Origin of the sequence: uncultured Rikenella sp. (assembly GCF_910579375.1) — a bacterium.
In the GTDB taxonomy this organism is placed as follows: domain Bacteria; phylum Bacteroidota; class Bacteroidia; order Bacteroidales; family Rikenellaceae; genus Rikenella.
Genome location: NZ_CAJTUJ010000004.1, coordinates 20,370 through 32,464, shown reverse-complemented (window position 1 = coordinate 32,464; position 12,095 = coordinate 20,370). Strand labels below are relative to the sequence as shown.

15 protein-coding genes are annotated in these 12,095 nt (G+C 56.4%); all 15 read left to right on the top strand.

Annotated features, from left to right (window positions below; genetic code table 11):
• The first annotated feature begins 47 nt into the window (after nt 1-47).
• The 15 genes from QZ302_RS01020 (at nt 48) to QZ302_RS00950 (ending at nt 12,002) form a co-directional block, all read left to right on the top strand.
• Nucleotides 48-1,064: a hypothetical protein gene (locus tag QZ302_RS01020; protein WP_294591494.1), complete on the top strand. Its 1,017-nt coding sequence runs from the start codon at nt 48-50 to the stop codon at nt 1,062-1,064.
• A gap of 11 nt (nt 1,065-1,075) precedes the next feature.
• Complete coding sequence (locus tag QZ302_RS01015) at nt 1,076-1,711, top strand: hypothetical protein (protein ID WP_294591492.1); 636 nt, start codon at nt 1,076-1,078, stop codon at nt 1,709-1,711.
• Nucleotides 1,712-1,737: 26 nt separating this feature from the next.
• Nucleotides 1,738-2,154: a hypothetical protein gene (locus tag QZ302_RS01010; RefSeq protein WP_294591490.1), complete on the top strand. Its 417-nt coding sequence runs from the start codon at nt 1,738-1,740 to the stop codon at nt 2,152-2,154.
• Nucleotides 2,135-3,433 carry a site-specific DNA-methyltransferase gene (locus QZ302_RS01005; RefSeq protein WP_294591488.1) on the top strand — a complete coding sequence of 433 codons (1,299 nt, stop codon included), beginning with the start codon at nt 2,135-2,137 and terminating at the stop codon, nt 3,431-3,433. The genes QZ302_RS01010 and QZ302_RS01005 overlap by 20 nt, the downstream gene beginning before the upstream one ends.
• Nucleotides 3,430-3,738 (top strand): hypothetical protein, encoded by a 309-nt coding sequence (locus QZ302_RS01000; RefSeq protein WP_294591486.1) that lies wholly within the window; start codon nt 3,430-3,432, stop codon nt 3,736-3,738. The genes QZ302_RS01005 and QZ302_RS01000 overlap by 4 nt, the downstream gene beginning before the upstream one ends.
• A 4-nt stretch (nt 3,739-3,742) precedes the next feature.
• Complete coding sequence (locus QZ302_RS00995) at nt 3,743-4,399, top strand: hypothetical protein (RefSeq protein ID WP_294591484.1); 657 nt, start codon at nt 3,743-3,745, stop codon at nt 4,397-4,399.
• Nucleotides 4,386-6,128, top strand: coding sequence for a hypothetical protein (locus tag QZ302_RS00990; RefSeq protein WP_294591482.1), 1,743 nt, complete (start codon nt 4,386-4,388; stop codon nt 6,126-6,128). The genes QZ302_RS00995 and QZ302_RS00990 overlap by 14 nt, the downstream gene beginning before the upstream one ends.
• A 290-nt stretch (nt 6,129-6,418) precedes the next feature.
• The gene (locus QZ302_RS00985; RefSeq protein WP_365320573.1) at nt 6,419-6,772 is read left to right on the top strand and encodes a hypothetical protein; all 354 of its coding nucleotides are present in this window, start codon (nt 6,419-6,421) and stop codon (nt 6,770-6,772) included.
• On the top strand, nt 6,763-8,214 hold the full coding sequence (locus QZ302_RS00980; RefSeq protein WP_294591480.1) for a hypothetical protein: 1,452 nt from the start codon (nt 6,763-6,765) through the stop codon (nt 8,212-8,214). The genes QZ302_RS00985 and QZ302_RS00980 overlap by 10 nt, the downstream gene beginning before the upstream one ends.
• A gap of 4 nt (nt 8,215-8,218) precedes the next feature.
• A complete protein-coding gene (locus QZ302_RS00975) occupies nt 8,219-9,073 on the top strand; it encodes a hypothetical protein (RefSeq protein ID WP_294591478.1) in 855 nt (284 codons plus the stop codon).
• Nucleotides 9,070-10,044: a hypothetical protein gene (locus QZ302_RS00970; RefSeq protein ID WP_294591476.1), complete on the top strand. Its 975-nt coding sequence runs from the start codon at nt 9,070-9,072 to the stop codon at nt 10,042-10,044. The genes QZ302_RS00975 and QZ302_RS00970 overlap by 4 nt, the downstream gene beginning before the upstream one ends.
• The gene (locus QZ302_RS00965; protein WP_294591475.1) at nt 10,038-10,493 is read left to right on the top strand and encodes a hypothetical protein; all 456 of its coding nucleotides are present in this window, start codon (nt 10,038-10,040) and stop codon (nt 10,491-10,493) included. Before QZ302_RS00970 ends, QZ302_RS00965 begins: the two co-directional genes overlap by 7 nt.
• Nucleotides 10,494-10,607: 114 nt before the next feature.
• Entirely contained in the window at nt 10,608-11,108 is a 501-nt protein-coding gene (locus QZ302_RS00960) for a hypothetical protein (RefSeq protein ID WP_294591473.1), read from the top strand.
• Nucleotides 11,092-11,517, top strand: a complete 426-nt coding sequence (locus QZ302_RS00955) for a helix-turn-helix transcriptional regulator (RefSeq protein WP_294591471.1) — start codon at nt 11,092-11,094, stop codon at nt 11,515-11,517. The genes QZ302_RS00960 and QZ302_RS00955 overlap by 17 nt, the downstream gene beginning before the upstream one ends.
• 23 nt (nt 11,518-11,540) lie before the next feature.
• Nucleotides 11,541-12,002 (top strand): hypothetical protein, encoded by a 462-nt coding sequence (locus QZ302_RS00950; RefSeq protein WP_294591470.1) that lies wholly within the window; start codon nt 11,541-11,543, stop codon nt 12,000-12,002.
• The last annotated feature ends 93 nt before the right edge of the window (nt 12,003-12,095 follow it).

Below are 12,095 nucleotides of genomic sequence, written 5' to 3'. Positions count from 1 at the left end.
GGGAGCCGTCCGGCGGCTCCCCTTTTAACCTCAAAATTCATCGACACATGAAAAAACAAACCATCAAGCGGGCCATCCGTGCGCATAGAATGGACATGGCTCGTAAACGCAAACTGATGCTGACCCTGTTTCTCGTGGTGTTCGGCCTGTTCGCCGGTACCGCGCTGGCAGCCGCAGCCTTCGACACAACCCTGTTGCCCGACGCGCTGACAGTGAGCGGCGGCACGGTTCTGGCCGGCAGCATGGCGCTGATCGGCGACATCGAAGACACCTCGGACAAAGACGCCGCCGGCGGACAGATCGCCTATCAGGTGTGGCTCGTTCACTTGAGTCAGGTGGATCAGAACGTACCCTTTCCGAAACCGAATGCCGATCGGGAGGTCGGCACGATTCCCCTCAAGATCGGCGAGGTCATGTATTACTTCGAGGCGCACGACATTCCGACGGACGACGGGAAGAGCGAGAAGGGAGACTTCACGACCAGCAATACGAATACGTTCGTCATCCAGATGTCCGGGAACCGGGACAAGCTGCTGAACTTCATGGAAGAGTTTACCGGCGGTAAGTTCGTGATCATCTATCGGGAGTGCGAGTCGGACAACTATTTCGTAATGGGTAACCCCTGCAAGCCGATGATCCTGAAGACGTCGGAACGGGCCAACAACAAGGAGAAACGCAGCCTGACTTTCACCTTCGAGAATACGACATGGAGACAGCCGTACAAATACGTCGGCGCCATCGTTCGTTCGGAACCGGTGTCGCTCGCGGCCGATACCGACACCCTCGCGATCGTCGCCAACAACGACCGGTATATTCTGCCGAACGGAACGACCGAAGCTGTGCCGGTAACCAAAGTAAGCGGACTGACCGATAGCGACAAGGGGCGGACGATCACCGTCACCGGCACCGGTTCGGACAATGCGGCCACCATCGAGGACGGCGCGGCATTCGTTCTGGAGGGCGGAGCGACTTGGACGGCGAAGACCGGCAGCTCCATCACCTTCCGCGTGCTGGATCCGACCCGGCTGGTCGAAGTCTCCGGCACCCGTGTTCAAACCGCATAATTCCTTCGCTCATGGATTTCATTGAAAAGAAAAACGCTCACGATCGGCTTCTCGGTGTAACGCATCTCGAAGCCGACCGGGAGCTTCTGAAACAGAAAGCTCCCCAGCACCACCTGCTCAAGCGCGGTGTCTTCAATCGTCTGCAGGACGCCTCCTCGATTTTGTTCGCGTTGCTCGACTTGGCGACCGAGGAGGAGATCGTTCGTCATCGTCGTACCCTCGCAGCCGTGAAGGAGCGGGCCGCAGCCGAGGCTACCCGTCTGAAGGAAGAGGCCGAAGAGGCTACCCGGCTCAAGGCAGAAGAGGAAGCCCGGTTGAAAGCCGAGGAGGAAGAAGCCGCCCGGCTCAAGGCAGAGGAGAAAGCCCAGCTGAAAACTGAGGAAGAAGAGGCCGCCCGCCTCAAGGCCGAAGAGGAAACCGCCCGGTTGAAAGCTGAGGAGGAAGAAGCTGCCCGCCTCAAGGCCGAAGAGGAGGCCCGGTTGAAAGCCGAGGAGGAAGAAGCTGCCCGCCTCAAGGCCGAAGAGGAGGCCCGGTTGAAAGCTGAGGAGGAAGAGGAAGAACAGGCCAAAGCTGCCGCAGCGGAGCCCAGCGAAAAAAAAAGCTCCTCAAAGAGCAAGAGTACCCCAAGATCCGCTGGGGATGCTTAGAAGATCCTGACACGGCTACGGCCCTCGTGATCTACGAAGACCGTATCCGGACTTATCGCCAGATGAAGGTTCTGGATGAACGACTCGACACAGCCCCCACCGACAGCGATGTCAAGGAGATGGCCGAGCTGCGCATTCAGAACCTTCTTTGCTTTCGCGAACTCCAGTCGTTGAACGACCGGGGCGTCTTCCTGAACGAGCATCCGTACCTGAAGAACAAGGCCGATTACGAAGAACTGCTCGCACTCTGGAACAGCGACCGCGACCGGTTCATCCGGCAGTACGAGAACTGCCGCAACAACATCCGCCGCTACACAGGGCGGATGAATCGCCGGGGGGCCACCGCTGAAGCGATCGAAGAGGCCCGCCGCCACAAAACGCGCCACGAACAGCGCGCCGCCATTTTCAAAAAAATACTATCCCATGCAAATACAGGTTCATAACCTCGGCCACCTGCCGACCGCCCCGCTGGACGACTTCCACGAACTGCAGGAAGACTTCAAGCTCCACGACGAGGAGAAGATGATGAAGCTCGCGCTGATCATCGTAACACGGGGCTTCAAATACTCCTTCAAGGCGTGGCGCGATCCGGACGGCAAGCTCTGGATCATCGACGCCCATCAGCGCAAGAAAGCCCTCTTGCACCTGCGGAACCGCGGGATGGAGATTCCGGAGATCCCCTACGAGCCGATCTACGCCGCCGACAAAAAGGAGGCCGTCGAGGAGATCGCCGCCTACAATTCCGAGTTTGCGCAGAAGAATCCGGACACCATCCTGTTCGAGAAATACCAGATTACCTCCGAGTCGCTCTCGCAGTTCAATCTCGATCTCGGCGTGGAACCGGAAGCGCTCGACCTGAAGCTCGATACCAAGATGACCCTCACCGAACAGCTCGACGAGCTCGATTTGGAGAAAGAGTATGCCGAAGCCGACCTTCCGGAACAGGCTATCACCCGCCCCGGCGACATCTGGTTGCTCGGCCCGCATCGGCTGATGTGCGGCGACTCCTGCTCGTCGGCCGCCGTGGTCACCCTGATGAACGATCGCCGGGCCGATCTGCTGATTACCGACCCGCCCTACAACGTCGAGTACGAGGGAAAGACGGAGGATGCCCTGACAATCGCCAACGACTCCATGTCGGACGACGCTTTCGACAGGTTCCTTTTCCGGGCATTCCGGAACATGTACACCGTGGCCAAACCCGGTGCGGCGATCTACGTATTCCACAGCGACAGCGAAGGGCTGGCCTTTCGGCGCAACTTCGCGCGGGCCGGGTTCAAGCTGGCTCAGTGCTGCGTTTGGGTCAAGAACTCGATCGTGATGGGGCGTCAGGATTACCAGTGGCAGCACGAACCGGTGTTGTACGGTTGGAGAGAGGGGAAAGGGCACCGCTGGTATGCCGATCGTTCGCAGTCCACCGTCTGGCACTACGACAAACCGACGCGCAACGACATCCATCCGACCATGAAACCGGTGGCGCTCATCTCCTATCCGCTGCTGAACAGCTCGAAAGAGGGAGACGTAGTGGTCGATCTCTTCTGCGGCAGCGGCTCTACACTGATGGCCTGCGAACAGCACAAACGGGTCTGCTATACGATGGAACTGCTGGAGAAGTTCGTCGATGCCACCGTGGCCCGGTATATCAATGCCGTGGGCAGCGGCGAGGTCTACCTGCTGCGAGACGGTAAGAAACTGAGCTACGAGGAGGCGGCCGCACAATGACGATCGACGAACAGATACTCAAGCGGATCCGCGACATGGGAGCGATCGGACACACCCCCGCCCAGATCGCCTCCCTGCTGCGCATCCCCGCCGCCGAACGGGAGGCCTTTCTGGACGAGTTCACCCGGCCCGAAACGAAAGTCTACGAGTCGTATGCCAACGGCCGGGCCATGATGGACTACAACACCAACGTGGAGTTGGCCCGCGCCGCCGAGAAAGGCGATGTGGAGGCCATCTCGAAATTAGACGAACGCAAACAGGAACAGAAGGCCATCGAACTGCTGGCCGACCTATTCGGAATCTGACGTTATGGATAATCTGGAGAAGATAGGCAGCATCCATCCCGACGTGATCGACGAGTTCATCCGTACCGGCAAGAGTACCGTGATCCCGCCGGAGTTGCAGCGGATCATCAATCAGATGGTCTTCGCCATGCAGATCTGGAGTACCGAGCGGAACATCACCCGTGCAGCCAAGCGGCTACAGGTGCGCACCAAAGCCGAACAGGGCGTGGAGATCAACATCAACACCGCCAAGAGCCGGATATACGCCGCCCTGAACTATTTCGACGTCGATTGCAACGTGGCCGAGAATGTGTGGTTGCGGGACTATGCCAACAAGTTCGAGGATCTGGTGAAAGTCGCGCTGGCCAAAGGCCGGGTCGACATCGCCGAGCGGTGCATGGACAAAGCGAAAGAGTGCCGCCTGCAGGCGACCGCCGCCGACAAACAGGCCTCGCTGGGCGTGGTTTACGTCATGTCGAACGAGATCACCCCCGAAGACCTCGGCTTCACCAGCCGTTCCAAGAAAGAGATTGCCCGCAAGGCCAATGACGGCATCTACGCCAAGATCATCGACTCGCTGGATATTCCGGAGCCGGAAAAGAGACGCCTGCGTGAAGATGCCGAAATCGAGGAGGTACCCTTTACCGAACTTCAAAACGAGATGGACGATGACCCACGATAAGATCGCCGAGCTGGAGCAGAAATACATGAACCGGATGCAGCTGCGGGTGAACTGCATCGACACGAACGTGATTATCGCCGAGGTGGCCCGCGCCACCGGTAAGACCGAAGGGATCATCACCTCGCGGATGATCCGGGTGGCGGACGCCATGCCCGGCGAGGTGTCGTTCATGGTGCATAAGACCTACGTGGCCCTGATGACCAACATTATCCCCAACATCCGGGCCGCCTTTTCGCAGCCCACCGCCTCCGGCCGGCCGCTTCTGGAGGAGGGGATTCACTACGTGGTCGGGGCCAAGAAACTTCCGTCGCACTTCTGCAAACCCCGCCGGCCGATCACCTACCCGAAGCACAGTCTCGTCTTCGCCACCGGCCACCACCTCAAACTCGTCAGCAGCGATATGCCGGAGTCCTCGGCCGGCGAGAGCGCCGTCCATGCCTTTATCGAAGAGATGAAGCTGCAACGCGGGCAGAGCCTCAAGTCGCGGGTCTTTCCGGCCCTGCGGGGTGCCGTCGGAAAGATTCGCCAATGTCCCTACTACCTCGGCATCACCGGCGTTACGGACACCGCCCGGCTCGACCTCGGCGAAGACAATTGGTACGAGGAGTACGAACGGCATGTCGATGAAGAGGTGATCTGCGACATCGTGAACGCCGCCCTGCATCACGATAAGGCGTTGGGACGGTTGTTCGAGGTGAACAATGCGATCCGGTCGGAGACCAACCCCCTGACGATCGCCCGGCTTCAGGAAGAGCAGCGCCGGCTGAAACACCGCGTCGAAATCTGGAAACCGATTCTAAACGAGATGCGCCGGAACCAAAGCTACTACATCCGTGCCTCGTCGTTCGCCAACAAGGACTTTCTCGGCCCGAAGTTCTTCCAGACCCAGTACGAGAGTCTGAGCGCCGACGAGTTCCTGTCATCCATCTGCAACATCCGGATCCGGCGCGTGGTGAACATGTTCTTCTGCAACTTCAAGCCGGAGGTGCATTGCTACTCGGACAGCTACCGGTATTCGTCCATCCTGTCGTTCGACTTGGGCGACGACTTCCGTCTGACCGCTTCCTACCTCAAGTATTTTCGCCGCTCCGAACCGTTGATTCTCGGCTACGACCCCGGTTCGTTCCAGTCCGTCGTCGTCGCTCAGCAGGACGAACGGATGAACGAGTGCCGCATTCAGAAGGAGTTCTTCGTCTACTCCCCGTGGGATCAGGTGCAGCTGGCTAACAAGTTCGACGAGTTCTACGGCGAGGACTACGACAAGAGCGTGGAGATCCTGCTGTACTACGACCGCGCCGGGAACAAGCGGCGCGAGGATCAGGAGCAGATTACCACCGACGCCCGGCTGCTCAAGCGGGAACTGGAGAACCACGGTTACCGGGTGCGGCTGATGAACGAGGGACAACGTACGATCTACCACTACGAGCAATACAAGTTGATGGCGATTCTGTTCTCCAACCGGTACAAAGGTCTGCCTCGCATCCTGATCGACGAGAACGAATGCCCCATGCTCAAGTCCGCCCTGCCTCTGGCGCCGCTCAAGAAGCGCGCCGACGGCCGTATCGAGCTGGACAAAAGTTCCGAGATCAAAGTGCCGATTCAGTACCAAGCCGGCCTCTCGACGCAGATACCCTCCGCCCTGATATACCTGCTGTTCGGGCTGTACGGCAACAAACTGCCCGCCGAGATGCAAAATATCCCGGAGCTGCCGGAAAATATCGTCCTGTAACCGAATAATTTCCGCCGAACCCGCAATAATCGGCCGAATTGATAACGAAAACAGGGGCAAAGGGTTGATTTGCAGGCTTGTTGCCTTTCAAAACGCCGCATAACAAAAACGCAAACGAAGAAAAACAGCCGCCCCGCTAATTCCGAAAAAGTGTGTGCACGGCCCCGGCCGGGGCTGGAAATATGACAACCCCGTCAGAGTCATGGCGTTGCGGCGCGCTTCTCGCTTCGCACCGGAAACGCGCCGAGAAGGAGAATAAGGCTGCCGGACGAGGCCATAATCCCCCTCCGGTGTCCTTTCGGTCGGACCGCCGGTCGGCTATCTTCGCTGTCGGGATGCACAACATGGGAGGCATAGAGGCGCTGCGGCTGGCGCGGGAGGTGTCGAAGGTGCCGGACGGTACCTTCACCATCGCCTTCTTTCCCTACAACCGGGTCAGGGGCGAAGCCTCGGCCACGCTGCGGGTGGTGGCCGGATGCAAGGTGCGGGCGCAGCTGCCGCGCGATCGCTTTTGGGTCGATTCGGAGAACTACTTCCTCTTCACCGACGCGCGGGGCGAGTGCAAGACCTGTTACCGCATCCTGATCCGCTTTATGGGATTCCCGCAGGATAACTTCAAACTACGCAAGATAGAATGGCTGTAAGACACAACGACAAGTTCGGCTACTGCGTGAACGAGAATACCGTGCTCACCTTCCAGTTCGGCGGCGACTCGATGGCCGACCTCGAAGGCCGCCTCTTCGGCCGAACGCCCGCTTCGCTCCGCACCGGGCATTTAGTCAAGGTATCCGGTTACAACGTCCTCACCCGCGGCGTCAACGATACCGAGATCACCGACATCCGCGAGAACATCAAGAGCAACCGGCTGCTGCCCGAAGTGATCGAGAAGCAGGTGCGGATCATGTACGGCCTCGGTCTCTACGTCTACCGCATCGAGTTCGACAGCGACGGGAAATTGGTACAGCGGTGGGTGGACTGCCCGCCGATCATGGAGTGGCTGCGGTCGTGGAACGACTGCGGAATTACCGACGACGCGAACGATTTTGCACTGGAGTGCATCCGCCGGTACTACTATTTCGAGGACTTCTTCGTGAAGTGGCGCTTCTTCAAGGGGCGGGCGATCGGCGGCCTGCCGGTGGCGGGGCTGGAGCTGGTGGAGAACTCCCGCGCCCGGCTCGCCTCCGAGAAGGAACTCAGCCCGTTCGGGAACTACACCTACGACGACTTTACACATGTGCTGGTCGGCGACTGGCGGTACCGGGGCGACTTCTCGGTCTATCCGCTGCTGCGGCCGCAGCACATCCACCGGTACGATGTGGCGATCTCCCATCACGCGAACGGCGATGTGGACGGCATTTACGGCCGCAACAAAGCCTACGACGGTTCGCGGGAGTGGCTCTTGGGGGCGAACGAGAACCCCCGCTTCATCCGCTCCTTCCTGCGCAACTCGATGGCCGCCAAAGTACACGTCATCATCCCGAACGAATGGGTGGCCGCCAAGAGAAAGCAGATTCAGGATCTGTGCGAGTACAACCGGAAACTCAAGCGGGAGAACAAGGAGCCGGTGCGGTATAACGGCGTGGAGATCGGTACCGACTTCCATGAAGGGCTGTTGACCCAATATACCAACATCGAGCTGGAGCGGCTCACCACCTACCTCTCCGGGGCCGACAATCAGGGCAAGATGTTCGCCTCCTTCTCGTTCCTCGGCAGCAAGGGCGAGGAGGTGAAGTGGAAGATCGAACAGATCGACCTCAAGTACAAGGAGTATATCGAATCGCTCATCTCGTTCGACCGACGGGCCGACGAAGTGCTGCTGAGCGCAAAGGGGATCGATCCCAGCATCTCGAACGTCTCGAAAGAGGGGGTGATCTCCAAGTCGGGATCCGACGCCTACTACAACTATCTGCTCTACCTGTTGCAGCTGCCGGCGCCGGAGAAGATCTGCTGCGACGCGATCAACATGGCCGTCCGTGCCAACTTCCCGCACCTGTGGCGGCAGGGCTATATGGTCGGCTTCTACCGGCCTGTCCCGGCCCGCCAGCAGGAGGTCTCCCCGGACGATCGTATCACCTCGAATCAATAGAGCTATGTCAACCATCGATACCATCATCACCGTCGAAACGCTGCGGGAGTATGCCCCCGGCGTGGACGGCTCGCTGCAGGAACAGACCATCCGCCCCTATCTCCGCCCGGCCCACAAGACCGTCGCCCTGATCGTCGGCATCGACGTATTCAACCGGGTGGCCGGGATGGAGGAGGGGGCCCTGCCGGAGTCATTGCGGGCCGCCGTCGCCAACCGCATCATGTACGACTACAAACTCTTCGAGACCATCCGTAAACGGCAGACCGAACAGTCCGACACCTACAAGTACGAGCTGCAGGCTATGCAGGATACCTATCTCGGCTACTATTACGACGCACTCGACTCGCTGATCCGCGGCCTGAATGCCACTGACGATCTTCCGGAGTGGCAGCAGACACCCGCCTGCAAAGCACTCGCTGCGCTTCTGATTCGGAATGCCGACGAGTTTCAGGAGTTCTACGGTATCGACTCGTCGGACTACTTCTTCTGGTCGTCGATCTTCATCCAGCGGCGCGTCATGGACGACTACCTGACCGGTATCGACCTCCCGGCGCTGGAACCGGAGATGTTGCGGCGGGTGAAGACGGCGGTGGCCATCCTGACCGTAGCGTTCGCCCTGCGGCAGTTCGACATCTCCATGCTGCCGCGATCGCTCCGCAATCCGAATCAGGACGGAGCTTTCCGCCACGCCTCCTCCGAACAGGAGGCGATGTATAAACTCTCGGACTTCCTGCTCGGTCAGGGCGAAGCGGCCCTGCAGCAGATCGTCTTCGAGTTGAACCGGCCAGAACCGGGTACCGACCTGCCGTCGGAGACGAATCTGAACAAACCCCGAAACAAATTCTTCCTCTTGCCATGATCACGCTCTATTTCGGTGAGACGCCCTATCGCTTCCCGAACGCTTGGGAGGAGCTGACCGCGGGACAATATTTGCGATTAGTCGAGCTGCTCGGTCTCTTCTGGGCGGGAGCGCTCTCGATGTGCGACCTGCGGATCGCCTTTTTTCGGCACCTCGCCGGGCTGGAGCATATCCGCGTCCCGGCCCATGCGCGGGAACGCTTCTTCGACAACCTCCTGACCGCCTCCCGCCAGTTCGACTTCTTCTTCAAACTCGACTACGGCAACCAAATCAATCAACTCTCGGCCGATGTCCGCAAGCTGCTCCGGAAGTGCCCGCCGGACGAACTCCTCTCCGACAACGCGGAAATCCGGTACGCCCGGACGCTGGAGTACGAATACCGCATCGATGCGGTGTGGGTCGGTAACCTGCTGCCGACCATCCGGCTGAAAGACGACGTGCTTTCCGGCTGGAGAGCGAATCTGGAGGGCGGGGCACTTACCACTTCTCTCAGCTCGTACCAGTATGCACAGGGGTACGATTTGTTGATGGCGATCGGCGAGGGGGCCAATCGCCGGGCGATGGCCCTGCTGGTCGGGCTGCTCTATGGGGTGGATGCGAACGACACGGCCCGGATCGAACAGATCGATCGACTCCCGGACATCCTGCTGCAGGCGGTGGTGCTGAACTTTCAGGCGTTCGTCACCTTCATCTTCACCCGCACCGCCTTCTCTGTCCTGTGGTCGGCCGACAGCGACCGCCCCAAACGACAGGAGCGGATATCGATGAGCGATTCGCTCTACGGTCTGTGTAAAGACGGGTACGGGAACTACGAGCAGGTCGAGAAGATGCCGCTTTTGACCTACCTCGGCATCATGCGAACCGAAACCATCCAAGCCGTCCGGTCGATGGCGACCGACGACACCACGCCGGAGGAGATCGCCGGTCGAATGGGGCTCTCCGTCGGACAAGTCAAGAGAATGCTATGCTAACGACTATCAGAGATTACTTCAAGGCCAAATGCCCGGCTTTCGTCAATCCGGCAAATTTCGTCTTCGGCGCGGACGAAAAGACGCTCAAGGAGCGAATCGGCACGTTCGGGGACTACTACCTGTTTTTGGATTACGGGGCCTTCGGCAGCGGGCGGGACGGCAACAACCGAATTACGGACACGTTCGAGCTGGCGATAACGATCGCCATGCCGATCGGGGCGAACCATCCCTCGCCGGCGGAGGTGGAGGGATACCAGCTGGAGTGTTTCTCCCGGATCGCCGCGCTCCGGAAAGCGATGCTGCAGGAGCAGCGCGAGACGCCGTGGCTGAAGTTCCTCGACGACGACCACCAGATACTGCCGTTCGTCGCCCCCGACCTCTGTCTGTCGGTGGGCAGCACACTTTCTTTCCGCCTCAAAGGCTTCGATCTGCTGGGTGTGAAAGGGTAAAATCTATTAATAGCAATTATTCCCTGAGAGAAAATTAGTTTATGCTTTCAAATGACAATTTCACTTATAAGTGAAATTGATTATCTTTGCAGCATGTAAATACGTATTAACAAAGTGAAATTTAAAATTGTTAAGATAAAAAATCTTTCGGGACCAGCAGCTAAGATTTATTCGGTTGTGTTAGAAGGGGAAGATGGCACCCTCTTTGCTAATTTTCTTCAACAATATAGAACAACCCATCCTGCAGCAATAAAAGATATTGCCCATCGGTTGCAAATGATGGGGAAAAAGGAGGGAGCACGTGAGCAATATTTTAAATTGAAAGAAGGAAAACTGGGGGATGGAGTTTGTGCGTTATACGATACACCGGACAAAAACTTACGGCTTTATTGCATACGATTTGGGGGTGTTGCCATCGTTCTTGGAGGTGGGGGTGAGAAAAAAGTTCGGGCATACCAAGAAGATCCTATTTTGAATAGACAGGCCGAGATAATGAAGTATGTCTCACAAGAAATAATGAAAGCTCAAAGTGAAAAAGATATAAAGCTCACAGCCAATGGAGAATTGGTGGGTAAACTGATTTTTAATGATGAAGAAAATGAAGACGAAGAATAAAGCAGAAGAAGTTTCCATTCCATTGCTTGATAGTCTAATTGATGAAAATTCGAAGTACTATCGGATGGTGGAATGCCGAATGAGACTGGCAGGGTTCATCGCTGACTTGATCAAACAGAAAGGGTGGACAAATGGTGAGTTTGCCCGAAAAATGGGTAAACAACCTTCTGTGATTTCTAAATGGTTGAGCGGAACTCATAATTTCACCACCGAAACACTATGGGAAATCGAAGAGGTCATTGGAGAGAAAATTATTCCGATGGAATTACCCAAAAGTAGACAGGAGCATAGCGTGAGATATATACGGTCACTGCCAGAGTCTAAAATTCCACTGACTAATTCTTTTGACTTTCAGAGAACATCTCGTAACGTTTGTACTAATAGCAAGTTTAATATTCGTCTTTCTTGACGCATACAACGAATAAGGACAAAATGAGTGCAAAAAACAAAGAACTCAATATTCGACTTCATAGTATTGAAGAATTAGAATATCAAGCACCGTCAACACAAGTAGAGATAAAGAGAAAAGCATTAGCTTTTGGTGGGGCATTACAAATTAAGACCCATGAAAATCTGTTGTCTTTACAAGTTGAAACGACATATTCATTGAAAAATGGAGAGCTATTGTCAAAATTAAAAGTTGAATTTAGTTTTGAGATTAAACAACTTCAAGACATTATAGAAGTTGTTGATGAAAACTCAATTCGATTTACCCTCGATATAATACCTGAGCTGTTTCGAATGTCAATGGACATGATGCGGGGTATTTATTATGAAAAGCTTAAAAATACAGCATTAAAAGAATATATAATTCCGATTGTTGATACTCAAAAAATGCTTGGAACTATAAATAAAGACCAAAAAGAAAAAGCACAGGAAGAGAAAGAAGGTTAACTATTCATATATGATATATCTTAAGTGTCGCTGCCGATACGGTGGCGGCACTTTTTTGTTCCCCGGCGGAAAAATGCTACATTTGAACAATTC

Bases quoted from the DNA above. Each gene is read 5' to 3' on its own strand.
- QZ302_RS01000 (WP_294591486.1), top strand. From the start codon at position 3,430: ATGACGATCGACGAACAGATACTCAAGCGGATCCGCGACATGGGAGCG.
- QZ302_RS00980 (WP_294591480.1), top strand. From the start codon at position 6,763: ATGGCTGTAAGACACAACGACAAGTTCGGCTACTGCGTGAACGAGAAT.
- QZ302_RS01005 (WP_294591488.1), top strand. From the start codon at position 2,135: ATGCAAATACAGGTTCATAACCTCGGCCACCTGCCGACCGCCCCGCTG.
- QZ302_RS00975 (WP_294591478.1), top strand. From the start codon at position 8,219: ATGTCAACCATCGATACCATCATCACCGTCGAAACGCTGCGGGAGTAT.
- QZ302_RS00950 (WP_294591470.1), top strand. From the start codon at position 11,541: ATGAGTGCAAAAAACAAAGAACTCAATATTCGACTTCATAGTATTGAA.
- QZ302_RS00965 (WP_294591475.1), top strand. From the start codon at position 10,038: ATGCTAACGACTATCAGAGATTACTTCAAGGCCAAATGCCCGGCTTTC.
- QZ302_RS01015 (WP_294591492.1), top strand. From the start codon at position 1,076: ATGGATTTCATTGAAAAGAAAAACGCTCACGATCGGCTTCTCGGTGTA.
- QZ302_RS01020 (WP_294591494.1), top strand. From the start codon at position 48: ATGAAAAAACAAACCATCAAGCGGGCCATCCGTGCGCATAGAATGGAC.
- QZ302_RS00955 (WP_294591471.1), top strand. From the start codon at position 11,092: ATGAAGACGAAGAATAAAGCAGAAGAAGTTTCCATTCCATTGCTTGAT.
- QZ302_RS00990 (WP_294591482.1), top strand. From the start codon at position 4,386: ATGACCCACGATAAGATCGCCGAGCTGGAGCAGAAATACATGAACCGG.
- QZ302_RS00995 (WP_294591484.1), top strand. From the start codon at position 3,743: ATGGATAATCTGGAGAAGATAGGCAGCATCCATCCCGACGTGATCGAC.
- QZ302_RS00970 (WP_294591476.1), top strand. From the start codon at position 9,070: ATGATCACGCTCTATTTCGGTGAGACGCCCTATCGCTTCCCGAACGCT.